Below are 24234 nucleotides of genomic sequence, written 5' to 3'. Positions count from 1 at the left end.
TAAGGCTCTACGATGACTGCTCTTCCCCCTTCCCCCGTCGCGAGCACGCCCATCGTGCTCGATCCCACCGGCACCGACATCCCCGGAGAGGCCATCCGCCTGCGTGAGCGCGGACGCCTGGTTCGAGTGGAACTGCCCGCCGGAGTGCAAGCCTGGGCCGTCACCGATCCCGCGCTGCTCGAGGAGTTGTTCGTCGACTCGCGGGTGTCCAAGGACGCCGCACAGCACTGGCCCGCCTTCATCGCCGGCGAGATCTCGGCGGACTGGCCACTGATCGCGTGGGTGTCGGTGCGCAATATGCTCACCGCCTACGGCGAAGACCATCAACGACTGCGCAGGCTCATCGGACCGGCGTTCACCGCTCGCCGCGTCACCGCGTTGCGTCCACAGGTCGAGCGGATCAGCACCGAGTTGCTCGACGACCTGGCCGCCCGGCCCGCCGACGCGGTGATCGACCTGCGGGAGGAATACGCGGCGCAGGTTCCGCTGCAGGTGATCAGCGCGCTGATGGGCGTCCCGGCCGATCTGCAGCCCGGGCTCCGGCAGTGCATCGACGAGATCTTCTCCACCTCCCCGCAGCGCGATCCGCAGGAAACCTTCGCCGACATGGTCGGCATCCTGGGCACGCTCGTCGCCCGCCGCCGCGCCGAGCCCGGCGAGGACATGACCAGCCTGCTCATCGGCCACCGCGACGAGAACGAAGACCGGCTCACCGAAGAAGAACTCGTCCACACCCTGCTCCTGGTGATCAGTGCGGGCTTCGAGACCACGGTCAACCTTCTCGGCCAGGCGATCTACCAACTGCTCACCCGCCCCGAACTGCTGCCCCAGCTCCGCGCGGGCACCCTGAGCTGGTCACACCTGATCGAGGAGACCCTGCGCTACGCGCCCCCGGTCGCGAACCTGCCGCTGCGCTACGCGATCACCGACATCGATGTCGACGACCAGCGGATCGAAGCGGGAGAAGCGATCATCACCAGCATCGCCGCAGCCAACCGCAGCCTCGCACTGCACGGCCCCGACGCGGACGAGTTCGACCCGAGCAGGACGACCAAGGAGCACCGGTCCTTCGGCTACGGCACGCACTACTGCCTCGGCGCCCCCTTGGCCCGGTTGGAGGCCGAGATCGCACTGCCCGCGCTGTTCGAGCGGTTCCCCGACCTGGCGCTCGCCGTCGCGCCGGAGGAGCTGAAGCCGTTGAGCAGCTTCATTTCCCAGGGCCACCAGAGTCTGCCGGTGTTTATGAGCGCCCAGCCCGAGGCTGCCGCCGACCGGTGAAATCCCCTCTGCCGCAGTCGTGACCGACGGACGCGCTCAGCACACGGAGAAGTACACCTCCAACGCACTCGGCGCGCCGTCGGTCCGTGCTTGGCTCCAGCACCGATCGTGCGGGAAGACCACGTAGGTGGTCCAGCGGGAGTCCACCAGCCGCACGACGCGCTGGCTGTCACCGGGCACGTCCCACGAGATGACCGCCCAGGAATCGTGGCACTCGCTCACCGTCGCGAGCGCGCCACCGAGATCTCCACCGACGTCCAGATCACGGACGATGGTCTCGGTGGTGCAGCTCGGAGCCGCATCCGGGTCCTGGAAACGCAGCAAACCGGTGACGACACGGCCGCCGGCCGTCAGGAACAAGGTGTGCATCCCCTCCGGCACCGGGACGGTGCCGGGCGGCGGCTCCATGCCGAATCGGTAGCAGCCCACCGGCACCGTCAGCATAATCTCACCGTTGACGTCGGTGGTGTCGGCCCACCGTTCGACCTCCGCCGCGTCCTCCGGCAGGTCGCCGGACGCGGGATCGCACGGGGCGTGGCGAGCGACGTACACAGGCACGTTCGGCACCGCGACACCTTGCAAGGTGACGGTGTGCAGCACGAGCGTGCCGAGCCCGTGTTCGACTGGGGCAGTTGATGTTCCGGGCGGAATTGGGCTGTTCGTCGCAGCCGGAGGCTGGGATGCGGTCGGGTCGACCGGCGGCCGGGCGTCGGTCGACCGCGGCACCGACGCCGACGAACCGGTCTGCGACACCGAGGCATCGGGTCCGGGTGCATTCGCCTCCCCGTCGCCACAAGCGGCGAGCGCTGCCACCGCGCAGACAGTCAGCGCGGTCCGTAGGTATCGTCCGCTTCGCATCGCTCCGCCTCACATCGTGCCGTTCCGATGCCTGCTCTATCGGCTTATGCCGCAGGTCATTACCGATGTAAGGGCCCCTTCATTCGAGGGCTTGCAGCGGCCGGCAGAGGAGACGATGAGCACCATGCCTACCCCACCCGCACACTGACCGACCTCGAAATCGGAGTCGTCGACAAGCTGCTGTCGTCCAGCACCGCCAACTCCGCCGACTATCTGGCTCAGGTCCCGTACGCGCGCAACAGCATCAACCACAGGTGGGCCCACTACCATTTGCAGTCGCTCCCCGGGGGATACGGTGGTGATGATCGGCTCCAGACGGCGTCGTACCGACCGATGACCTTACGAAGTTCGCGGGCGCTTCGGGGCGAGAGCGCTCGCATCACCATGTCGAGGAGAGCGCGGGCTTCGAGAGGGTTGCCGCAGCAGTACCAGTGCACGTTGCCCCATTCGTAGTCGTGCCACAGTTCCCGCTCGGGACGGTGGACGTAGTCCTGCCACAAGCACAGGGCCGCGTCGACGTCTCCAGGCCGAAGATAGTTGCGAGAGTGCTCGAGGCGGCGGATCTCGGACAGTGCCCGCGAGGACAAGCCGTCGATCACCGGCCTCTCACCCGATCTCCGGCGGCTCGAGATGCCCGTCCGCAGATTTCCTGGCCGTCTACGCGGCATGGACCTTTCGGGTCGTCGTCATGCGATCCATGGTGCCACGTCCGCGCCATGCGTTGTGGCGGTCCGGAATTCGTTCCGCGATCACCACACGGGCCGCCATCCCGAAGTGTTCGAGACTCGGCGCCGGAATCGCGTCGCGACTCCACAATGCTCACCGATCCGGCGGAGCACCGCCGCTCAGTGCGGTCGCTTGAACCATTCTCCCGCACGGCGCTGCGACAGCAGGATGACAATCGCCAGGCTCGCACCGAAACCGAGCAACCCCGGAGGGAGCCCCTGCACCGTGCCGCTGAGTCCCCACAGGATTCCGAAGCTCGCGAACACGATCGAGGCGATGCGCAGACCGTTGCCGTTCACGGTGAAGCCGAAGGCGAACAAGGCCAGAAAGAAGGCGGGTAGGAAGCCCGCGAGCAGCGCGCCGACCAACTCGATGTTCCCGATAACGCCGGCGACCACCGACAGCACGAGGCCGACGCCGCCGAACACCCAGGAGATGATCTGCGCCGCTCGCACCGGACCGGGCATGGTGGTGGGGTGCGTCGGTCCCCAGTCATTCGCGTAATATCCGCCCGGCGCAGCGGCCACATACCCTTCGGGCGCACCGCCCGGGCCGACCGGATATGCCTCGACGTGCGCGCCGTCGTTCCGTCCCGAATCCACCGGGTCCTCCGTCATTCCCACCCCAGCCGCCCAACGCGACCAGGTCCTCCCGGGGCCGTACTCTACATCAATCTTGTTGCATACCAGGCAGACTGGATGGATGAACATCGCGTGCGCGGCATCGTCGGGAGCGAATCCGAACGATGAGGCTCGCCCCGGACGAGGTCGGTTGCGCGTGTGGGCAGCGTGGGCCCTGGGGCTGTGCCTGCTGATATTCGTCGGAGCATACGGGTGTGATCGGGCGGTCGACCACGCTGTCGATCGCATGATGGTGCCCGACGTCGAAGAATCGACAAGTCCGGAATTGATGAGGGAGGCAACCGAATACGGCGACTGGATCGTGCCCGCGGGCGCCGAGGTACTGCTGGTCCGGCGCGAGATCATTCGAGACCGGATCTATCAGCTCGCAGTGCAGGCTTCCCCCGCCGACCTCGCCCTGATGCTGGAGCAATCCCGATTCCCCGATGTGATCAGCGAACGTAATCCGCCCAGCTCGCTGGGAACGATCGCTGGGCCACCGCTCGCCTCCTCGCCACGAGTGGAGCGAGGCCAGCAGGCTTGGTACACCTCGTCAGCCGGCGAAGTGATGATCCGGGACGTCACTGTCGACGTGCGGGACGACACGACCCGGATCATCCATGTCGAATTCCGCGGCGTCTAGAGAGCCCGGCTCCCGGTGGAGTCCCGGAAACTGATCGCCACCGCTCGGAGCAGCAGGCTCCGAAGTCACGATGACTGCGGGCCTCGGTGCCGAATCCGGTGCAGGCCACAGTGCCCAGATGACCGCAAGGAACACAATCAGCGCAGCCGCACCGAGGATCTGCCGCCCCAGCCGATGGCGGCCTACCGCCCGCGTACCCACGGCTGTCGGACTCCGATCGATCTCCTCAGTGGGTACGGCGGGCTCGGGCACCACCAGCGTGCAAACGTAAGGCAGCGCACGAGCCGCCACCCCGAAGTGTTCGAGACTCGGTGCCAGGATCGCGCCGGCCCGCGCGGTGCGAGCACGCTCCGCGATACAGGCAGTCGGCATGTAGGTCTCGTCATCGATGATGAGCACCTCAGCGAGGTGGTAGCCGCGCGATCGTGCGAGTTCGGTGAGCACCCGCCGATCGTCGGTTCGAGACTCGCTGACACTGATATTCAGAATTCCGAGCGCGATGTCCATGGCTCCCCTCCCGTGCGGTCATGGAAATAGCGGTAGTCCTCCGCGCTGACGCGGATCGCGGCCACCTTGGTCGAGCAATGCCATGGGCAGTCGCCATGAATGGACAGCGCGTGCGCGGCATCGTCGGGCGATCGCACCGGCCAGTGCGGGTTGTCGTGGCGGAGTTGGTCGGCGGTGGCCGCGAGACCGCGAACGCTGGGGGCTCGGCCGATCGGGATGACGGCGCCGATCGGCTCCGGCACGCTCGAGCACGAGGTTTCAGCCGCCATGGTGGTGCTCTCCTCCCCCATGCGAGCACGTCGGTGTAACCCGCGCGCTCGTGCCGTCACCAACTGCCCCCTCGGTGACCCGATCGGCCGCGATCCGTCCGCTCAGGCAAACCGGCAAGTATCGATGGCCGTGAGAGATGAAGCTGCCCAACGGTTTCAGCGTGTCCGCCGGGACAGCCAGGCCCATCTCGGGAAACCGGTTGAACAGTGCGGGCAACGCGATCTCGGCCTCCAACCGTGCCAGCGGCGCACCGAGGCAGAAGTGCGGCCCGTACCCGAAGGCCAGATGCTCCTTCGTCGACCGAGCCGGATCGAACTCGTCCGCGTCGGCCCCATACAGGTCCGGGTCGCGATTGGCCGCGGCGAAGGCGGCGAGGATGGCTTCACCCGCTTCGATACGCTGACCACCGATGTCGATACTGGTAACCGCATAGCGCAGCGGCAGATTCGCGACCGGCGGCGCATAGCGCAACGTCTCCTCGATGAGATGCGACCAGCCGAACGCCCCGGCGCGGAGCCGAGCGAGCAGTCCGGGCCGGGTCAACACCTGGACGACAGCCTGGTCGAGCAGGTCGACCGTGGTCTCGTACCCGGCACTGATCATCAACAGCAGAGTGTGGACGAGTTCCTGCTCGGTGAGCCGATCCCCGCCGTCACGGTGACCGATGAGCAGACTGGTCATGTCCCCGCCGGGCTCCGCACGACGGCGAGCGACGAGCGTGGTCAAAATGCTCACCATCTCGGCGAAGGTGACCTGCGGATCGCGCTCCGGCGCGGTGGAGAAGATCTCCCCGACACACGCCCGCAGCCCGTCCCGCAGATCGGCCGGAACACCCATCAACGCGGTGATCACCCGCAACGGCACCTGCGCCGCGAACTCCTCCCGCAGATCCACCACCGCCCCGTCAGGCAAGGCGGCCAGCCCGTCGAGCAGCCCGGTGGTGATCTGCCTGATCCGCGGACGCAACGCCGCGACCCGACGAGCGGTGAACGCGGGCCCGACGAGCTTGCGCAGCCGCTGATGATCCATGCCGTAAGCGGTGAACATGTTGCGCACCGACACCCACGAGATCAGCGGCCAATCCGGCGGGATCTCCCCCGCGATGAACGGCGGCCAGTGCTGGGCGGCGTCCTTGGAGACCCGCCAGTCGACGAACAGGTCCTTCAGCACATCGGGATTCGTGACCGCCCAGGCGCGAACACCGCCGGGCAGTACCACCCGGACCAGCGGGCCGGCGGCGCGCAGCCGCGCGGCTTCCCCCGGGATGTCGGCGCCGGTGACGTCGAGGACGATCGGAGCAGGGGCGGGATGAAGATCGGTCATCGAAACCTCACATTCGACGGTGGGGAACGGCCAGCGGCCGGACGGGAGCGAAGACGACCGGAAGCGCCGCCAACGCCCGATGGAACGGACCCGGCCGCCACCTCAGCTCGTCCACCGGGACGGCAGGCGCGATCTCCGGCAGCGCATCGAGAAACTGATCGATCGCCTCCCCGGCGATCAGATGCGTCAGCCGCGACGCGGGGCACATGTGCGGGCCCGCGCCGAGCGCGAGATGCGACCCGTTGTGCCGGATGTTGCCGCCCACAACGGCCGGATCGTTGTTGCAGGCAGCCAGACTGATCACCACCGGCTGATGGGCAGGCACCCAGAACGTGCCGCCGACCAGCTGTGGCCGGCGCGGATAGCTCATGCAGAAATTCGCGATCGGCGGATCACGGAACAGCACATGCTCGAGCGCGTCACGAGTCGACACCACGCCACCGGCGACCTCGCCGCCGAAGTCCGGGCGAGTCATCAACAGCAGCAACGTATTGACGATCAGGTTGGTCAAGGGCTCGCTCGTGGCCGCGTAGATCGTCACCAGCTGGTGGACGACCTCTTCGTCGTCGAGACCGGCGGAGTGGGTGAGCAAGCGGGTGGTGATGTCCTCCCCCGGCCGCGCTCGCTTGCGGCGGACGAGTTCGGCCAGGGCCGACACCATCAGCTCGTTGCCCTCGGCGGCGTCGATGGTGTCGAAGACCATCGCCATGCCGGTGCCCGCTTGTGTGCTGACGTCGGGGTCACAGCCCAGGAGTTCGCTGATCACGTTGGACACCAACGGGAATGCGAAGTCGGTGAGGAGGTCGGCCCGGCCGCGGTCGCAGAATCCGTTGACCAGCGTCAAGGCGTTGCGTTCGACCACCGCATGGGTGCCGTGGAGGTCCACTCCGGCGAGGGCATCGACGGTGGCGGCACGGTAGCGGGCGTGATCGAAGCCTTTGCTGCGCAGGGCGTTCGGGCGCCACTGCATCATCGGGAGTACCGGGCAGGTCGAGGGGATGTCGCGTTGCCAGGCGCGTGGGTCGGCTGGGAAGTGGTCGGGGTCGTGGAGGATTTCCAGGGCCGTTCGGTAGCCGACCACCAGAGTCGCCGGAACGCCGGGGGCGAGCCAGACCGGTACGAGCGGACCGCACCGGTCGCGCATCTGCGCGTAGGCAGCGTGCGGGTCCGCCGCGAACTGCTCGGTGTAGAGCGGGACGCGTGACTCACCACCGGTATTCAGTGGCGAACCACGGCCAGCAGGACAACGAAAGGAAGAATTGGTTGGCGAAGTGCCGAGCTGCATTCCAGGCAAAGAGCAACTCCCGAATAGAACGAATTGTGGACGATGTGCGGCGCCGGAGTTGCCGGCGTCTACTTGGAACAGAGCCGTTCGAGGTGCCCGCAAGAGGTGTCCAGTGCAAGCATCGAGTGCCTTTCTGCTGAGTCGCTCCACGCTCGCGGGGCCGATGGATGTGGGCCTACCGGTGGCGCTTCAGGAAGCAGGTGCGTCCGGAGCCGTGTAATCAGTCCAGGCGAGATCTGGCCCGCGAGCCACGGTCGGAGACACTGCAATCTGCCGAATTGGTGTGTCCCACTGCTGAATTTCACTGAATTCGAAATGTGCCGGAACTGCTCTGCAACCAGCCACATCCGGATAGAGTCTTGGGGCATGGCGGGGAAATCGAACAGTGTGCTTCGGCAAATCCTCAACGAACTTGGATGGTCCCCTTACGAGTTGGCCCGCCAGGTCAACCGTCACCTCCCCAAGGACCGCCAAGTCCACCCGACAACTGCCTTCGCTTGGAGAGACCGGGGAACACTTCCACGACCACCACTGCCGGCTGTGATCGCTGGAGTGCTCACCGAGGCGTACGGAATGACCATCGCAGTCGACCAGCTCTGGCCGAAGCACTCCACACCAACGGTTGTGTGGCAACCGGCTGTGGCCGATATGGAGGCCGAGCGGTGGGCACCGGAGGCCACCATTGCCCTGCTGACTCGGTCCAGCCGCATCGGCGACGGCAGTAGCCGGACCTATTTTGCGGTATCGGGTATCGAACTGAACGCGTTCGCGCAGTCCTGGGCATTCGGCAACCAGCCGATACTGGCCAAGGCGACATCGGGCGGAACCATGCTCCTGGCATCGGAGTACGTCGACTATCTCGAAGCCGACCTCACCCACCTGCGCAGGCTCGATGACGGGTACGGCGGCCGGATACTCATGCGGACTGTCGAGATCCGTTTGGCTCAGATCGCGGAAATCCTCCGCGACTGCACCTACACGACCGATCGAGCACGCCGCCTGCTCTCAGTGGCCGGTCAGATGGCGCAGATGGCCGGCTGGATCGCCTTCGACCACGGAGAGCACGGGCTCGCCCAGCGCATGTACCTCCTCGGGCTCCGGGCAGCAGCAGCCGCAGGGAACCGAATGCTCGGCGCGCTGATCCTCAGCTGCATCGCACTGCAGCAGTCTTGGCGTGGCCGAGGCCAAGATGCAGCCGCGATCATGAGGGCCGTGGAGCACGGATTGCGACAGCCGTTGCCGCCACGAGCGCAGGCAGTGATGGCAATCCGCCGTGCACGCGCCTTCGCCGATGTGGGCAGAGCAGTGGACACGGCAGCAGCATTGGACGACGCCCGCGCCGCCCTGGAAGCAGTTCCCCACGAGGCTGAGCCACAGTGGTCCTACTGGATCACCCCCGCCATCATCACCGGCGAAGCGGGCCGATGCCACCTCCGACTGGGCGATCTCCGCCAAGCCGAGATACTTCTGTCCGACAGCCTGACCGGACTCAGTGCCGACTCGACCCGCGACCAAGTTCTCTACGGCCTATCCCGCGCCCTTGCTCAGGTACGTAACCACCGCGACGGAAATGGTGACGTCGCGATGGCTTGTCACTTGGTCGACCAAGTTCTGCCACTGGTTCCCAAAGTCGGATCGGCACGCTGCCAAGATCTGCTTCAGACGGTCCTTGCCGAGCTACGCCCACACCGAACCGCAGCGGTGCGGGAGCTGCTCGACAAGTCTGCGGCACTATCCCAACCACAAGTCTGCTAATCACGAATCATGGAAGATCGCTTGCCGACAGCACCGACGCTCATCCTGCGCGTCGAGCCCTTCGACTCGCCTGGAGCCACGGCGATGATTGAGGGTGCCAACCGCACCAACACCGCGCTCTATGGGCACGCTGACCAGTCCCCGCTGGACAGTGAGGAATTCTTGCCGCACCGGCGTGGTCGGTTCATCGTGGCCTACTTCAACGGCACCCCCATCGGGTGCGGCGGCTACCGCGCACATCACGATGACGCCAGCGGCAGCACAGCCGAGATCAAACGGATGTACGTCGAACCCGACGCACGCCGGCAGGGACTTGCCCGAACCATTCTAGCTCGACTTGAGGCAGACGCGCGTTCAGACGGATATCACGCTGTCATTCTTGACACGGGTAGCAAACAGCATGCGGCCCATAATCTATACGAAAATTGCGGATACACCCGAACCGACGGATTCGGCCTCTACCGCGACAAACCAGGCAACCGAGCCTATCTGAAGACATTCACGTTACCGACGTGAACCGGATCCCACGAGTCTGTGCCCGCAGCAAAGGGGGCTGCTGCGCTGATAGGTGACATCGTGACCTGTTACCACTTCGTGCAGCAGTCCCGGGCTCCACTCCCGGGTGGTCACGTTATCGGGGACCGGCCAAGAAATACCAAGACTTCCGCACACAACAGCACGAGCCACTTAAAACTCGACTAGCGATATGACCAATCGACGTCCATCTAGCTTAGATGACACGGGTACACCACTCTTAAGAATCGAAGCAATGTCAGCGTGATCTTCCGCGATAATTCGCGCGACTGCATTTCCATCATTATCGATAGCCTCCACCGGGTGAGTAAATGAACCCTCTACCGAAATCAGCGCAACGTCACACTCTCCCCTAACCGAATAGGCCTCGACCTCAATCTCAAGCACCCGCTCTTCGAGTAGCGTGCGCAGCAAACTTCGCCTCCGAACTCGTACATACTCGATCAGATCTTCAATTTCGAGATCGCTCGCATGATAACTGGAGCGCCATATGTCAATATGTTGACCTGCAAGCCATCCTCGCAATTGGTCAAGCTCGACCCCCTCACCGGCCGCTCTCCGACCAATAGAATGGGCAATAGTACGAGAACGAACACCAGACGTAAGCAGATGGATGGCCTGCTCGGTGTCGACTCCATATCTGATAAGCCACGCAGTCTCGGCCTTCAACAGCAGTGGAGAATTCGCCACCATAAGTCGATCGTTGATCATCCGGATAAGCGCTCCGACTGTCCATGACAGATAGTGCTCAAAGGTCCTGCTGATGTTTGCAACAGATTGTTCGAGTGACCAATCTGCAGGAAGTGTGGGTAGCCAGCGGCGCGCCAGGTTTGGAATAGAATCACCATCAATCCACGCCCGAAGCGCCGATTTTAACTCGACCTCAATGCCATTTCTCTTGCCTGCACGCCTGTCAAAGAACGACCATGCCGATCCACGCTCGGATAATTGGAGAAGAACCTCAAGTGCTTCCTCCTCATCCAGCAGTCGAAGCGTTTCACTAAGGGACAAATAATCAGGAGAAATAATAGAAAAAGGATCATAAATCGAATTTTCACGCACAACACGATCCGCCACTCTGGCGGCTGTGCGGTCCAAGATCTCAGCACTCCTAAGACTCGTACCCGTCGCAGCCCATCTCCGACGCACCGCTGGCGCAGTTCTCAGATACTGCACCTGGGTGAGCGAAGCAAGGCGTCGCCACCGATCCCTATTTTCACTGGATAGTTGTCGCATAGCTAGTAGCTTGTCCACGGATTCTAGTGGGTCAGCCTCGACATTGAGATGATCGTGCGCATCGAGCACGAACCAGACGTATGTGATGAAGTCGCATGCCAACGACTGGCCCACCGCCAGTAGGCCGTCCGCAGACTCCGCGATCAACTGCTCGGCGTTAGCCAAATCTCTGAGCGCTTCCTCGCTAGCAAGCACAGAGGCCACTTGTAGATCTTCATCAGTGGGCGCAAACACATCATGGTCTTCAGCCTTTACCTTGCGATTGAGAGCAAGAAGGATCCATCCCTCAGTTTCACGACCGGCACGGCCAGCGCGGCCTACCGCATTTAAGAGTTTGGCGGCGTCGAGGCCTGGAACACCTCCGGGACGGCTGCCCTGGTCATTGCTCAGCGCCGCAGTAATGACGACCGTTCGCACCGGCAGATTGACTCCATCAGTAAGCGTGCTGGTACTAACTACGGCGCGGAGGCAATCCTTGCGGAGCGCATCTTCAATCGCTTCGAGCACGTCGGTAGGCAGCGCAGCATGATGGAAGGCGATACCATGGCGCGTGCATCTCACAAGAGGATGTTCTTCGCCGAGTTGCGCGCTGAACTGCTCTGCAAGGCGGTGCGCTGGTTCGTACATTTCGAGGTGATCTGCCATTGCCCGAGCCGTATCCTGAGCTAGGCGATGAGTGCTTGTTACCACCAGCATAGGACCAGCCGGAAGGAAATACGTTGCAGCCTCAGCGAACATTTTGTACGCTGCCGTACTCTTGCCTGAATCACGGTACGACCAGTCTTCCGGATCTCGCTGACCGAAAACAATCTCCCCCAAAGGTCGATTCTCGTCAGTAGTCAGTTCAGCTATCCTGACAGCCTCCGCAGGACGGATGCTGATTCGAACACTTAAAGGCACCCGTGTTGTCAACGGGCGGTCCCTGGACTTGCGCCTGGTCGTAGTCCTCTTACCCCACAATGCATTTGTGGTGAGTAGCCCATGGAGACGCCGCGGCCCACGCCAGTTGGATGAAAATAGCACCTCAGGGGAGTCTTCATCCAACCAACTAGCGAGAAGTGCACCGTTGCCGATTGCTGCCGACAGGAGAACAATCCGAGGCCTTGCGGGATGCGTCTGACAGAAAGCGAGCAACCCTTCGAGGAGGAATCCTCGCTGACCTTGAGAGATATGATGAGCCTCATCGACTACAATTAATGTTACGTCATTGAGAGCGTTCTGAGGATCGTGTCGCAAAGCGTGCATAAAGCGCTCAGGGGTGACCACATCAATATCGACGTCGTCACTATGCAAACCGGGCACAGTGATGCCAATATCAATATCTGGCACGTCCGACCCCAATTCTCGATCCAAGATCCGCAGCCGCTCGCTGAGCGAGCGTCGCATTTCTCGACTCAGGCTTCTCAGCGGCGATACGTAAATGACACGCCCTGGGACAGTTGCTAGGTGTGTGCACATGATCATTTGGGCCACGAGACTCTTGCCAGCGCTGGTAGGCACGCTAATCAGAAGTCGGCTGGTCGCAGGATCAAGAGGGTTGGCAGCGGGACGCGTGAGTAGATCTCTTTGAGGTTCCCATAAGGTCAGGACCGGAGGATCGGTCAATGTAAACGCCTGCGCTACAGCCCGTGGAGTATCAAAGGGAAGAACGCTGTATATACTTGCGCGAGCTAGTTCATCTCCGAGATCAAGTAGGTGGGCTGCAACCCACCTAGCATTGAGATCCCCCTCTCCCGCCTCACCGTTCAGTACGGTAAGAAGGAGCGCTCTAGCACGATCTAGCTGTCGCTGCGCCCCAAAGGTGAGAAAATTAGTCATTGCCGCCACGGCATCAATTACAGCGGCCGCTGGACCAAATAACGTGCCGTTAAGGTCGTCCGATTCCAACTGGTAAGCCAGCTCGGACAGTTGTCTCCGCCAATGCCTAACCATCGTTCTTACCACGGCAGTTTGCAGACCAAGAAACACTGCCCCCGCCTCTAGAGCGAGGGTTTCGATGTGCTCTTGTACTATAATTTCCGGATCAGGGTGACCATCGCGGTAATCCGCGCTTGCCGGGCCATGACATAAGTGGCTGACTCGGCGAAACACAGCAGTGGCATTAGGCTCCTGCCCGGCACGGCGGTACCCGATCTGCGCCGCGAAAGCTAGCGAAAGCAGACTCTCAGGCGACCGATTACGAGTATTAAGCGCTAGATCAAAGATATGCGCACTCACTGCAAAGGCTTGACGTTGCCTCGAAGGGCTGTAAAGATCCGCAGCCTGGGGTGAAGCGCATACACCGTGCAGATACCAAGCAGTACGAACGATCCTGTCATCGATATCAAATCGGTTCATGATCGCTGCGACTTCGATCTCGGCTATGAGGCTTATTAGTTCTTCCGGGCTAGGCAGGACGTCCGGCTGCGGCGAACCGAGAGCTTCCCGAAGCAGATTGATGTCTAGAGTGCGCTCCATAGGTACTCCCTCACCTCGGACGCGAAATCCTCGAAGTCTTGAACTGCGATGACGATTCCCCGCAATTGCCCAGGATGGACCATTCGCGAAAGATGGGTTGGCAGTTGAGTGAAGGCCTTGCGCTTAGGCGCTGCAGCCGGGTTCGTCGATACACTGACACCCGCGCCACCACGCGGGTCCGCATTCATCCATAGTTCGGTCAACTCCGACATAAGTCGTCCAATATCGCCGGATTTTGTCGCATTCGCCCACGAAATCTTAGAAACATACTCGCCGCCCCGTTTGGCGAGCTGCGACGCAGCGGTAGAAATGGTAGGGCTAATCGAGCCGCCACCTGTGAACTTCTTAATCTCCCAAAGTCTAAATATCAGCGCAGTGCCAGAGCCGGCCGGAATGCGGTATACGGCAAACCCGTCGCCTCCGCTCTCAGTCACATTCCAGCTAGGAGACTCAAGCAAGGCAAGGTCATGGTCAACAATTTCCTCTTCCCTCGCGAGTAAATACCAAAGCCATTCTCCGACATGCCCTGGTACATGGTCAGTAGCCGCCGATCCCTTTGGCGGAAGGCCAAAGACCGGTTGCACAAAAAACTCCACCAGCTTGGCTTCTTCCCCAACGAGTGGAGAGGCTGAAAGCACGGCATTCTTCCACAGGTCGTATGCCCGTGTATGTCCTGCTCGGCCTCTCATCACAGCATCAGCGACGATCCATGCAACGGCAGCTCGCGTTAGCGGGTAGGTGTCTACTATACGAATCAATTGCCACGGACAGGCCGAGTTCGCTGCTTGATCATTCCGGGACATGAACCGGGACAGGGCATACCCACGCGCAGACGCCACTTTGTCTGCCGTAACAGCAGGCACGAGAGCACTAGACGCCCGTGTCATTGCATCCTCTCTTTCCCTTCCTTGACCCAGATCTCGCCTTGACACCTCACCGATAGGAAGCTACTGAGGGTGTGCCGTTACGCCTTTGCCCTGCGCCACGGTCACGACAACAGTAAGCGATGTATGCCTCCAATCATGTTGTATCTCAGCATGATCGTGGCTTCTACCTCTTTCTTGGGTTAGACGCGAGAGTCGTCCGGGATGACCAAACGACCTCGTGCATGGTTATCGAGCACCGTGACCAGCTGCAAGTCGGGCGTGGGTGTCACCCGGCAAGGCGAGTACGGTCGATGTGCTGATGGTCCGACAGCAGTTCGGCGATACTGTCAATTCGAGACCCTACATATCAGGAATGGATGGAAAAGGTAGGTCTCCACCGACGCGTTGCCCATGTCGAGCCAACAGCGTCGTGGCTCATGCACCAGAACACAGGCAGCCGCCGCCCGCGACTGCAGATGGCGGCCGTCTGTGCGATCAGCGTTGTGCGGTTGAGGAATCGAATGCGTCGAGCAGTCGTTCCGCCGCGAGGGCAGCGGTGAGAGTCCCCTCGCGCACTTCACGCTCCACATCCGAGCGTATGGCCTTGACCTCGGGGGCGTCAGCCAGTCGACGCAGCAACTGGTCGTGAACCATCGTCCAGGTCCAGTCGATCAACTGACGGCGGCGTTTCTCGTCGAATTCACCCGCATCGGTGAGCACGCGGCGGTGTTGCAGCACCGTCTGCCAGAACTCTTCTAAGCCGCGGCCTTCCAGCCCGCTCATGGTGAGCACCGGTGGACGCCACAGCGCGTCGCGCGGGTGGATCAGGCGCAAAGCGCCCGCCAGCTCGCGCGCCGCCGACTTCGCCTCCAGCTCATGCTTGCCGTCGGCTTTGTTGACCGCGACGATTTCGGCCAGCTCGAGCACGCCCTTCTTGATGCCCTGCAACTGATCACCGGTGCGGGCCAGAGTCAAGAAGCAGAACACGTCGACCATGTTCGCGACCGTCACCTCGGACTGCCCGACACCGACGGTCTCCACCAAAATCACGTCGTAGCCAGCGGCTTCGAGCAGAACGATGGTCTCGCGGGTCGCCTTGGCGACACCGCCGAGCGTGCCCGCGGTCGGCGAAGGCCGAATGAACGCATCGGGCTCGACGGACAACCGCGCCATGCGCGTCTTGTCGCCGAGAATGGAGCCACCGGTCCGAGTGGACGACGGATCGACCGCCAACACGGCAACTCGGTGGCCCTCGCCAATCAGGTACATGCCGAGAGAGTCGATAAAGGTCGACTTGCCAACGCCAGGAACGCCCGTGATACCAACGCGATTCGACACTACGGTCGTGTTCGAGTCGGTGTCCTCAGGGGTGAGACGCAACAAGAGTTGCTGCGCCAGCGCCCGGTGATCGGACCTGGTCGACTCGACCAGCGTGATCGCCCGTGCCAATGCCGCCCGGTCATTCCGCCGGACGGCAGCGGCGAGTTCGTCTACGTCGATCTTCCGCTGCGCCCGCACAGCAGGCGCGGCGGAACCCGGTTCGCTCATTCCGCCGAGGACCCCACCTCATGACCCAGCTCGGCAGCCAACTTGCCGAGCAGGTCGATCGCGGCGTCGGCGATGACGGTGCCCGGCGGGAAGATCGCCGCCGCGCCCGCCTCATACAGTTCGTCGAAGTCGCCGGGCGGGATCACGCCGCCGACCACGACCATGATGTCGGGGCGTCCGACATCGGCCAGTGCCTGGCGCAGGGCCGGCACCAGCGTGAGGTGGCCCGCGGCGAGGGAGGAGACACCGACGATGTGGACGTCGTTGTCTGCTGCCTGCTGCGCCACCTCTTCGGGGGTCTGGAACAGCGGGCCCACGTCGACGTCGAAGCCGAGGTCGGCGAAGGCGGTGGCGATCACCTTCTGGCCTCGGTCGTGACCGTCCTGGCCCATCTTGGCGACGAGGATGCGGGGGCGTCGGCCTTCGGCCTCGGCGAACTCCTCGACGAGCTTGCTCGCGGCGGTGATGTTGGTGACCTTTCCGGCCTCGTCGCGGTACACACCCGACAGGGTACGGATCTCGGCCTGGTGGCGGCCGTAGACCTTCTCCAGGGCGTCGGAGATCTCGCCGACGGTGGCCTTGGCGCGGGCGGCGTCGATGGCCAGGGCGAGCAGGTTGTTCTCCATGCCGCCCTCGGTGGAGGCGGCGGCGCGGGTGAGTTCGGCCAGGGCGCGGTCGACGGCGTCCTGGTCGCGCTCGGCGCGCAGGCGCTGGAGCTTCTCGAGCTGCTCGGCGCGGACGCGGGAGTTCTCGACCTTGAGGACCTCGACGGCCTGGTCCTCTTCGACCTGGTACTTGTTCACGCCGATCACCGGCTGCTGGCCGGTGTCGATGCGGGCCTGGGTGCGGGCGGCGGCTTCCTCGATGCGCAGCTTCGGGATGCCCTCCGAAATCGCCTGCGCCATACCGCCGTGCGCCTCGATCTCGGCGATGTGCGCCCTCGCCCGTTCGGCCAGCTGGTGGGTCAGCCACTCGACGTAGTACGAGCCGCCCCAGGGGTCGGCCGGGCGGGTGGTGTTGGACTCCTGCTGGATGAGCAGCTGGGTGTTGCGGGCGATGCGGGCGGAGAAGTCCGTGGGCAGGGCCAGCGCCTCGTCGAGGGCGTTGGTGTGCAGGGACTGGGTGTGGCCCTGGGTGGCGGCCATCGCCTCGATGCAGGTGCGCGCGACATTGTTGTAGACGTCCTGGGCGGTCAGGGACCAGCCGGAGGTCTGCGAATGGGTGCGCAGGGCGAGGGATTTGGTGTTCTTGGGCTCGAACTTGGAGACCAGTTCGCTCCACAGCAGGCGGCCGGCGCGCAGCTTGGCGACCTCCATGAAGAAGTTCATGCCGATGGCCCAGAAGAACGACAGGCGGGGGGCGAACTTGTCGACCTCCATGCCCGCTTCGATGCCCGCCTTGATGTACTCCACGCCGTCGGCGAGGGTGTAGGCGAGCTCCAGGTCGGCGGTCGCGCCTGCTTCCTGGATGTGGTAGCCGGAGATGGAGATCGAGTTGAACTTCGGCATCTTCGAGCTGGTGAAGGCGAAGATGTCGGAGATGATCCGCATCGAGGGCTTGGGCGGGTAGATGTAGGTGTTGCGGACCATGAACTCTTTCAGAATGTCGTTCTGAATGGTTCCGGCCAGCTGCTCGGGCTTGACGCCCTGCTCCTCGGCGGCGACGACGTAGAGGGCCAGGATCGGCAGCACCGCGCCGTTCATGGTCATCGACACCGAGACCTGGTCCAGCGGGATGTGATCGAACAGCTGGCGCATGTCCAGGATGGAGTCGATCGCCACGCCCGCCATGCCGACGTCACCCTGCACGCGGGGGTGGTCGGAGTCGTAGCCACGGTGCGTGGCCAGGTCGAAGGCGACCGACAGGCCCTTCTGACCGGCCTGCAGGTTGCGGCGGTAGAAGGCGTTGGAGTCGGCGGCGGTGGAGAAGCCCGCGTACTGGCGGATGGTCCACGGCTGGTTGACGTACATGGTCGGGTACGGGCCGCGCACGAACGGCGCCACGCCGGGCACGCTGTCGAGCGGGTAGCCCGCTTCGACGACGGCGTCGCGGTCGGCCTTGGTGAACACCGGCGGCACATCGATGCCTTCCGGGGTCGACCAGGTCAGCTGCTCGGGCGCGTAGTTGTTGGCCTCGGCGGCGCCGCGCACGAATTCCTCGACCTGGGCGGCGTCGACCGCGGCGGCTTCGGGTTCGTGGTCGGTCAGCGGCACCTCGGCGAAGCTGCCCACCGGGCTCGCCAGGCCGCCCGGCTCTTCGACATGACTGAGGGTCATCAGGCTCCCACCTTCTCCAGCAGGTCGGACAGTGCCGCGACCGCGTCGATCTTCGCGGCGAGGAATCCGTCCGGGCGCTGCTCTCCGTCGAGCTCGGCCACGGCCTTCGCCGCGCCTGCCAGCAGCACTGTCTCCACTCCGGCGGCGCGCAGCGCTTCGACCGCCGCGCCCGCGTCCGTGCCGTAGCGCGCGTCCGAACCGCAGAGCACCGCGATCGGAGCTTGCGCTTCCTTGGCGGCGGCGGTGATGCCCTCGCCTGCCAGCGGTCCCGGGTTCACCGATTCGATGCCGCCGGAGGCGAGCAGGTTCGCGATGAACGTGACGCGCACGTTGTGTTCGGCGACCGTGCCCAGCGGCACCAGCAGCGCCTGGGGGCGGGTGCCGTTGGCGGCGAGGTACGCGTCGGAACGGTCGCGCAGCGCCTCGAAGGCCGCGCCGTAGCGGGCGATCGTTTCGGGGGTGCGGGCCCGCTCGGACAGCGGCTTCTCGGCCAGATTCGGGAACTCGTTGACGCCGGTGACCGCGAACTTGCGGTGGGCCACGTCGCTGTCGCGAGCGGCCTTGGTCGCGGCGATGGTCTCGGCGAGCTTGCCGGACTCCAACGCGGCCTCGTAGCCGCCGTCGCGCTCGAGTTCCTGCATGAATTCCCATGCCTTGGCGGCGAGTTCGGAGGTGTAGGACTCGACGTACCAGGAGCCCGCGGCCGGATCCTGCACGTGACCGAGGTGGGATTCCTCGAGCAGCAGGAGCTGGGTGTTGCGGGCCATGCGGTCGGAGAACGACTTCGAGACGCCGAGCTCGCCGGTGGGCAGCGCGGAATCGAAGGGCAGCACGGTGAGGGTGTCGGCGCCACCGACGCCCGCGCCGAAGGAGGCGAGCGTGGTGCGCAGCAGGTTCACCCAGGGGTCGCGCTTGCTCATCATGGCGGCGGAGGTGACGGCGTGCTGCGGGGCGCCGCCGGCTTCCGGGGCGCCGGAGACCTGGGCGACGCGGGCCCAGAGGGTGCGTGCGGCACGGAATTTCGCGATGGTGGCGAATTGGTCGTCGGTGGCGGCGAAGCGGAACTCGAGCTGGCCGAGCGCGTCGGCGATCTCGACACCGGCGGCGGTGAGCGCACGCAGGTAGGCCAGGCCGGCGGCCACGGAGGCGCCGAGTTCCTGGGCATCGGAGGCGCCGGCGTTGTGAAAGGCGGTGCCGTCCACGGTGATCGCGCGCACCGTCTCGGCGCGGGCGACGGCCTGCTTCGCCAGTTCGACGGTCTGGGCGAGGTCGGTGTCGGAGGCACCGGCGAAGGCACTCGTGAGCGGGCCTGCGCCGAGGCCGATTTCGATTCCGGCGCGATCCTCGACCTGGTAGGCGTCGAGCGCGCCTAACAGCTGAGCGGCCGCTTCGGTGATGTCGACACCGGCACTCAGTGCCAGCGGGGCGAGCTCGAAGAGCAGGCCGCGCACAGCGGTGGGCAGGTCGGCCACGGGCACGCCGTTCGCGCCCACGCCGAGGCGGATGGCGCTCAGGCCGTTCTCCAGCCCGGCGAGGATCTCCCGGTTGACCGCTTCGGCGTCGGCGCCGGTGAAGTCGGCGCTGACGTTCCAGCCGCGGTGCGCGTCGCGCTCGGCGTCGCGGCCGCGCACGAACGGGAACGCGCCGGGCAGCGGCGGTTCGGGGCGCTCGTCACGGCGCGTGTAGAGCGGGTTGACGGTCAGGCCGTCGTAGGTCGTCTGCGCGAGCAGTTGCTCGGGCTCGTCGGGCAGATCGGCCACGTCGACCCTGCGCGCCTTGGCGAGCACGCCCGCCACACCCTTGCGCCACGCACCGTACTGCGGCACTGCCTCCGCACCCGGAGACGGATCTGAAGCGATCGGCATAGCTTCTTCCCTCTTCCACTCGACCACGGGGCGCGCACACCCCTGTGCACCCGGAACCTGCGTTGTTCGCCCAGCTCAGCGAGCACGTAGGTTAACGAGCATTCGTCCCGTTTCCATTGATGCTAGCGGCAGCGAGACCGGCGGCTGACCTGGAGTGCCACTACCAACCGGTAACCTCTGGTGAGTGAGGGCCTTGCTCAGGAATCCGCGTATCGTCGCGCTGTTCGCCGTTCTCGGCGGGCTGTTCGTCGCCGCGCTACTGGTCCCACTGCCCACCCCGCAGCAGATCCAGGACTGGGCCGGGTCGCTCGGCGCGTGGTTCCCGCCGTTGTTCCTGCTGATCTACGCCGTCGTCGCGGTCGCGCCGATTCCCCGCACCGTCCTCACCGTCAGTTGCGGCGTGCTCTTCGGCGTGGGGGTCGGCATCCCCGTCGCCATGACCGCGACCGCCATCGCCGCGGTGCTGGCATTGCGTCTCGTGCGGGCGATGGATCGGGACCGGGTCGCCGCTCACCTCACCCATCCGAAGGTCCGCGCGATCGACGACCGGCTGCGCAGGCGCGGCTGGCTCGCGGTCGGCTCGCTGCGGCTGATCTCCTTCGCCCCGTTCTCGGTGGTCAACTACTGCTGCGCGCTGACCTCCATCCGGGTCAAGCCCTACCTGCTGGCCACCATCGTCGGTTCGGCCCCCGGGACGATCGCCACGGTGATCCTCGCCGACGCGCTCACCGGCGGCACCCACCCGGCCATGCTCGCGGTCTCGGCGATCTGCCTGTCCATCGGACTCCTCGGTCTGGTGATCGACGCCCGGTGGGAGCCGGCCGCCGAACCGACGGTGGGCGACGCGGCGATCGATGCCGCCACCGGGACGTCCCGGCGCTGAGTCCACCCGCCCACCGGCCGGTCACTCCGTCGATGATCCCGCCGCGGGGATGCGCGTCCCCCAGTCGGTGGCGATGGCGCGGCCGGTCAGTTCCGGCCGAGCTTGCGCAGCGGGAGGGCTGCGGCGAGCGCGGTCACGACGACGAAGACGAACAGGGCGGGGATCGGGTCGAGATCGGGCAGCCAGGTGAAATCGGCGGCGTAGACGGCGGCGAGCATGGTGGGTGGTGCGAACACCGCGACGACGGCGGTGAGCAGGCGCAACATGGCGCTGTGGCGCGCGCCTAGGCAGGCTGTCGCGGACTGGGCGAGGAAACGCAGCGCGTCGTGGTCGCGTTCGGCGCGGCGGGCCACCCGGTCGACGTCGGCGACCAGGACACCGACGCGGCCGCCGAGTCCGCTGGTTCGAGTCGCCAGGTCGTTGTCGAGACGGCGGGCGGCGACGGCCAGCTGGGATTGGGTTTCGCGGACGCGCGACACGATCCGTTCGATCTCGCCGAGCCGGTGGATCACCGTGCGCACGGCTGCCGCGCCCATGCCGTGACCGTGCTCGGCACCGGCCTCGGCGATCACGTCGCGCTGGGCGTTCAGCTGCCGGGCGGTGCGGTCGAGGACGCGTTCGGAGGCGGCGTTGAGCGCACCGAGCAAGGCGAAGGCGACACCGTAGGAGGACGCGGTGAGGGTGGCGTCGCCACGCATGGCCGAGATCGCGGTCTCGAACGGCGTGAACGGCTCGGCCGGTTGCAGAGTGATCAGGAATTCCGCGCCGAGGGCGAACACGATGGTCTCGCGTTCGATGGTCTCGCCTCGGCAATAGTTCACCGGTACGGGGAGATAGGTGTAGTCGCCGGGAATCGCGAGACCGGCGTCTCCGTCACGCCACGGAGTGAAGTCGACACCGAGCCGCTCGCGCAGCACGGCGGCGATGTGATCGTCGCCCGCGTGCAGCGGAATCCAGTGCATGCCAAGCGTTTCGGTGTCGAGGTTGTCGCCGAACACCTCCGCGGCGATGATCGAGGATCTGCCGCCCGCCGGGGCGGCGGACGGACAAGCGGCCATGGACGGCGCGGGCATCAGCTGCTCACCCCACTTCGGTTCGTCGGAAGACGGCGCGCGAACTCGCGCCGTTGTTCATTAGAACGGCGGCGCCGAACCCCAGTCAATCGAGGACGAGAGTATTCGGCGTCCGTTCACCCATCGTATCGATGGAATCGAATAGCGATGGGACACAACGAAAGCGAGCGGACTCCCGGCTATCGCGCGGGAGCGGACAGTTCCGCCGACGCGCTTGCGCCGATCACGGCGCTGTCGAGGAATTACCATTCTGGGGAATTGCACCGGATGCGCGATATCAGGCTCTCTCCGGATTCGGGCAACGACGGCTCATTCACCGGTTGATCGGGGCCACCGGCCACCGCTGCCCGAACTCCGAGACCTGGCGATTGCTCAGCAATCTTCCGGATGTGGGGCGCATCACCGGCGGCCCACATCGCAGCGGCTCACTGCCGGCCGTACCCCTCCGGCGGCGGGCCGTAACCCTGCGGCGGACGACCGTAGCCCTCCGGTGGGCGGCCCTGCGGCGGGGTGGGTCCCTGCGCCTGTCCGCCGTGCGGTGGCTGCGGCTGCTGGGCGTGCTGCTCCGGCGGCTTCACCATGCCCTGACCGGGCTGCCACGATTGCTGCTCGAGCTGCGGCGGGGCAGGTTGCTGGGGAGCGGACTGCTGCGGTGCGGGCGCGGGCGGCTGCGCGGCCTGGGCACGCGGAGTCGGCAGCGGATCGTCGACGGGCTTGCGCGCGGTCTCCTCCGCGGCACGCACGGCGCGTTGGATGGTGGGGTCGCTGGTCATGTCGAACCAGTCGGCCACGTCGGAGTCGTCCTCCACCTTCGGCGGGGCGACCTGCTCGGCGGGCGGTTCGTAGCGGAACACGCCGTCCTCGCCCTTGGTGCCGAAATTGCGGGCGAAGCCTTCCAGCGCCTTACCGAAATCGCTGGGTACCATCCACACCTTGTTGGCATCGCCGCGCGCGACCATCGGCAGCGTCTGCATGTACTGGTAGGCCAGCAGCTCGGGGGTCGGCTTGCCCGCCTTGATCGCGGCGAAGACCTTCTCGATGGCCTTGGCCTGGCCCTGCGCCTGCAGGTAGGCGGCGGCGCGCTCGCCTTGGGCACGCAGGATGCGGCCCTGACGCTCGCCCTCGGCGGAGAGGATGGCCGACTGCTTGGAACCCTCGGCCGCCAGGATCTGCGCTTGCTTGGCGCCCTCGGCGGTCTTGATCTGCGATTCGCGGGTGCCCTCGGCGGTGAGGATCATCGCGCGCTTCTCGCGGTCGGCCTTCATCTGCTTTTCCATCGATTCCTGGATCGACGGCGGCGGATCGATGGCCTTGAGCTCGACTCGGGCGACCCGCAGGCCCCAGCGGCCGGTGGCCTCGTCGAGTACCCCGCGCAGCTGGCTGTTGATCTGGTCGCGGGAGGTCAGGGTCTCCTCGAGCGTCATGCCGCCGACCACGTTGCGCAGCGTGGTGACGGTCAACTGCTCGACCGCGGCGATGTAGTTGCTGATCTCGTAGACCGCGGCCTGCGGGTTGGTGACCTGGAAGTAGACCACCGAATCGATCTGCAGGGTCAGGTTGTCCTGGGTGATCACCGGCTGCGGCGGGAAGGAGACCACGCGCTCACGCAGATCGACCTTGGCGCGGATGCGGTCGGCGAAGGGAATCAGGAAGGTCAGCTGACCGGACGCTGTCCGCGAATATCGGCCGAGGCGTTCGATGACCGCGGCCTCGGCCTGCGGCACGAGCGCGACCGATTTGAGCACCACCACCGCGATCAAGATCACGATGACGAGCGCGACCACCAGGAATTCCATCGTCTACGGTCCCTTCCATACGACGGCCGTCGCGCCGTCGATCATCATCACGGACACGGTCGCCCCCGGTTCGAAGACGTCCCCCACATTCATCGGTCGCGCCGTCCACACCTCGCCGCCCAGTTTCACCAGGCCCGCGGAGTCCGACACTTCCTCCAGCACTGTCGCGGTCTTGCCGGGCAGCGCGTGCACGTTGGTCAGGGTGGGCGGCGCGTTGTCGAACTTCCGGCGCAACACCGGCCGCACGCCGGCGAACAGCACCAGCGTGATCACCCCGAAGACCAGCGCGTCGACCACCACGGGAAAATCGGTGAGAGCGCTGAATCCGGCCGTGCCCAGGGCCGCGACGCCGAGCATCAGCAGTGTGAGTTCCCCGACCAGCACTTCCGCGGCAGCGAGCAACAACCCCGCCACCAGCCAAGCAATCGCTGCCAC

At 65.0% G+C, this 24234-nt stretch carries 19 protein-coding genes; 5 read left to right on the top strand and 14 right to left on the bottom strand.

Features of this window, described 5'->3' with window-relative positions; genetic code table 11:
• The first annotated feature begins 12 nt into the window (after positions 1–12).
• On the top strand, positions 13–1278 hold the full coding sequence (locus tag NS3_RS06135) for a cytochrome P450 family protein (RefSeq protein ID WP_067854944.1): 1266 nt from the start codon (positions 13–15) through the stop codon (positions 1276–1278).
• Between the two features lie 36 nt (positions 1279–1314).
• Here the strand turns inward: NS3_RS06135 and NS3_RS06130 are convergent, their stop codons facing one another.
• Both NS3_RS06130 and NS3_RS06120 read right to left on the bottom strand, forming a co-directional pair.
• Positions 1315–1845: a hypothetical protein gene (locus NS3_RS06130; protein WP_245649479.1), complete on the bottom strand. Its 531-nt coding sequence runs from the start codon at positions 1843–1845 to the stop codon at positions 1315–1317.
• Positions 1846–2981: 1136 nt separating this feature from the next.
• Positions 2982–3464 carry a hypothetical protein gene (locus NS3_RS06120; RefSeq protein ID WP_157101197.1) on the bottom strand — a complete coding sequence of 161 codons (483 nt, stop codon included), beginning with the start codon at positions 3462–3464 and terminating at the stop codon, positions 2982–2984.
• 268 nt (positions 3465–3732) lie between these two features.
• Between NS3_RS06120 and NS3_RS06115 the strand changes: the two genes are divergently transcribed.
• On the top strand, positions 3733–4125 hold the full coding sequence (locus NS3_RS06115; RefSeq protein WP_157101196.1) for a hypothetical protein: 393 nt from the start codon (positions 3733–3735) through the stop codon (positions 4123–4125).
• Here NS3_RS06115 and NS3_RS28910 read toward each other — a convergent pair.
• The 4 genes from NS3_RS28910 to NS3_RS06100 are packed head-to-tail and all read right to left on the bottom strand — an operon-like array spanning position 4036 to position 7369.
• On the bottom strand, positions 4036–4632 hold the full coding sequence (locus tag NS3_RS28910) for a hypothetical protein (RefSeq protein ID WP_157101195.1): 597 nt from the start codon (positions 4630–4632) through the stop codon (positions 4036–4038). The genes NS3_RS06115 and NS3_RS28910 overlap by 90 nt on opposite strands.
• Positions 4608–4901, bottom strand: a complete 294-nt coding sequence (locus NS3_RS06110; RefSeq protein ID WP_067854937.1) for a hypothetical protein — start codon at positions 4899–4901, stop codon at positions 4608–4610. Before NS3_RS06110 ends, NS3_RS28910 begins: the two co-directional genes overlap by 25 nt.
• Positions 4891–6225 carry a cytochrome P450 family protein gene (locus NS3_RS06105; protein WP_084495088.1) on the bottom strand — a complete coding sequence of 445 codons (1335 nt, stop codon included), beginning with the start codon at positions 6223–6225 and terminating at the stop codon, positions 4891–4893. The genes NS3_RS06110 and NS3_RS06105 overlap by 11 nt, the downstream gene beginning before the upstream one ends.
• 7 nt (positions 6226–6232) lie before the next feature.
• Complete coding sequence (locus NS3_RS06100) at positions 6233–7369, bottom strand: cytochrome P450 family protein (protein ID WP_307609224.1); 1137 nt, start codon at positions 7367–7369, stop codon at positions 6233–6235.
• A gap of 183 nt (positions 7370–7552) precedes the next feature.
• Here NS3_RS06100 and NS3_RS06095 point away from each other — a divergent pair, with 183 nt between their 5' ends.
• A complete protein-coding gene (locus tag NS3_RS06095) occupies positions 7553–9265 on the top strand; it encodes an NsdA family TPR-like regulatory protein (protein WP_507762079.1) in 1713 nt (570 codons plus the stop codon).
• 9 nt (positions 9266–9274) lie between these two features.
• Complete coding sequence (locus NS3_RS28295) at positions 9275–9781, top strand: GNAT family N-acetyltransferase (protein ID WP_084495087.1); 507 nt, start codon at positions 9275–9277, stop codon at positions 9779–9781.
• A gap of 171 nt (positions 9782–9952) precedes the next feature.
• Here NS3_RS28295 and NS3_RS28290 read toward each other — a convergent pair whose 3' ends face one another.
• The 5 genes from NS3_RS28290 to NS3_RS06080 all read right to left on the bottom strand — a co-directional run bounded on the left by NS3_RS28290 (position 9953) and on the right by NS3_RS06080 (position 20047).
• A complete protein-coding gene (locus NS3_RS28290; protein WP_084495120.1) occupies positions 9953–13492 on the bottom strand; it encodes a DEAD/DEAH box helicase in 3540 nt (1179 codons plus the stop codon).
• Complete coding sequence (locus tag NS3_RS28905; RefSeq protein ID WP_169811602.1) at positions 13477–14088, bottom strand: hypothetical protein; 612 nt, start codon at positions 14086–14088, stop codon at positions 13477–13479. The genes NS3_RS28290 and NS3_RS28905 overlap by 16 nt, the downstream gene beginning before the upstream one ends.
• A 765-nt stretch (positions 14089–14853) precedes the next feature.
• Positions 14854–15906, bottom strand: coding sequence for a methylmalonyl Co-A mutase-associated GTPase MeaB (gene meaB / locus NS3_RS06090; protein ID WP_067854928.1), 1053 nt, complete (start codon positions 15904–15906; stop codon positions 14854–14856).
• Entirely contained in the window at positions 15903–18182 is a 2280-nt protein-coding gene (scpA, locus tag NS3_RS06085) for a methylmalonyl-CoA mutase (RefSeq protein WP_067854925.1), read from the bottom strand. The genes meaB and scpA overlap by 4 nt, the downstream gene beginning before the upstream one ends.
• Positions 18182–20047, bottom strand: coding sequence for a methylmalonyl-CoA mutase family protein (locus tag NS3_RS06080; RefSeq protein WP_067854923.1), 1866 nt, complete (start codon positions 20045–20047; stop codon positions 18182–18184). The genes scpA and NS3_RS06080 overlap by 1 nt, the downstream gene beginning before the upstream one ends.
• A 184-nt stretch (positions 20048–20231) precedes the next feature.
• Here NS3_RS06080 and NS3_RS06075 point away from each other — a divergent pair, with 184 nt between their 5' ends.
• Positions 20232–20930 (top strand): TVP38/TMEM64 family protein, encoded by a 699-nt coding sequence (locus NS3_RS06075; RefSeq protein ID WP_084495086.1) that lies wholly within the window; start codon positions 20232–20234, stop codon positions 20928–20930.
• Between the two features lie 86 nt (positions 20931–21016).
• Here the strand turns inward: NS3_RS06075 and NS3_RS06070 are convergent, their stop codons facing one another.
• From NS3_RS06070 to NS3_RS06060, 3 genes are all read right to left on the bottom strand, one after another.
• Complete coding sequence (locus NS3_RS06070; protein ID WP_067854918.1) at positions 21017–22003, bottom strand: CorA family divalent cation transporter; 987 nt, start codon at positions 22001–22003, stop codon at positions 21017–21019.
• Positions 22004–22428: 425 nt separating this feature from the next.
• Positions 22429–23799: an SPFH domain-containing protein gene (locus tag NS3_RS06065; RefSeq protein ID WP_067854917.1), complete on the bottom strand. Its 1371-nt coding sequence runs from the start codon at positions 23797–23799 to the stop codon at positions 22429–22431.
• 3 nt (positions 23800–23802) lie between these two features.
• The gene (locus NS3_RS06060) at positions 23803–24234 is read right to left on the bottom strand and encodes an NfeD family protein (protein WP_067855377.1); all 432 of its coding nucleotides are present in this window, start codon (positions 24232–24234) and stop codon (positions 23803–23805) included.

The sequence above is a fragment of the Nocardia shimofusensis NBRC 100134 genome, assembly GCF_001613125.1.
GTDB classification, from domain to species: Bacteria; Actinomycetota; Actinomycetes; order Mycobacteriales; family Mycobacteriaceae; genus Nocardia; species Nocardia shimofusensis.
The sequence above is the reverse complement of the archived record's forward strand: the minus strand, read 5'-3'. Positions and strand labels throughout refer to the sequence as shown.

Bases quoted from the DNA above. Each gene is read 5' to 3' on its own strand.
- NS3_RS06135 (WP_067854944.1), top strand. From the start codon at position 13: ATGACTGCTCTTCCCCCTTCCCCCGTCGCGAGCACGCCCATCGTGCTC.
- NS3_RS06115 (WP_157101196.1), top strand. From the start codon at position 3,733: ATGGTGCCCGACGTCGAAGAATCGACAAGTCCGGAATTGATGAGGGAG.
- NS3_RS28910 (WP_157101195.1), bottom strand. From the start codon at position 4,632: ATGGACATCGCGCTCGGAATTCTGAATATCAGTGTCAGCGAGTCTCGA.
- NS3_RS06110 (WP_067854937.1), bottom strand. From the start codon at position 4,901: ATGGCGGCTGAAACCTCGTGCTCGAGCGTGCCGGAGCCGATCGGCGCC.
- NS3_RS06105 (WP_084495088.1), bottom strand. From the start codon at position 6,225: ATGACCGATCTTCATCCCGCCCCTGCTCCGATCGTCCTCGACGTCACC.
- NS3_RS06100 (WP_307609224.1), bottom strand. From the start codon at position 7,369: ATGCGCGACCGGTGCGGTCCGCTCGTACCGGTCTGGCTCGCCCCCGGC.
- NS3_RS06095 (WP_507762079.1), top strand. From the start codon at position 7,553: ATGTGCGGCGCCGGAGTTGCCGGCGTCTACTTGGAACAGAGCCGTTCG.
- NS3_RS28295 (WP_084495087.1), top strand. From the start codon at position 9,275: ATGGAAGATCGCTTGCCGACAGCACCGACGCTCATCCTGCGCGTCGAG.
- NS3_RS28290 (WP_084495120.1), bottom strand. From the start codon at position 13,492: ATGGAGCGCACTCTAGACATCAATCTGCTTCGGGAAGCTCTCGGTTCG.
- meaB (WP_067854928.1), bottom strand. From the start codon at position 15,906: ATGAGCGAACCGGGTTCCGCCGCGCCTGCTGTGCGGGCGCAGCGGAAG.
- scpA (WP_067854925.1), bottom strand. From the start codon at position 18,182: ATGACCCTCAGTCATGTCGAAGAGCCGGGCGGCCTGGCGAGCCCGGTG.
- NS3_RS06080 (WP_067854923.1), bottom strand. From the start codon at position 20,047: ATGCCGATCGCTTCAGATCCGTCTCCGGGTGCGGAGGCAGTGCCGCAG.
- NS3_RS06070 (WP_067854918.1), bottom strand. From the start codon at position 22,003: ATGCCCGCGCCGTCCATGGCCGCTTGTCCGTCCGCCGCCCCGGCGGGC.
- NS3_RS06065 (WP_067854917.1), bottom strand. From the start codon at position 23,799: ATGGAATTCCTGGTGGTCGCGCTCGTCATCGTGATCTTGATCGCGGTG.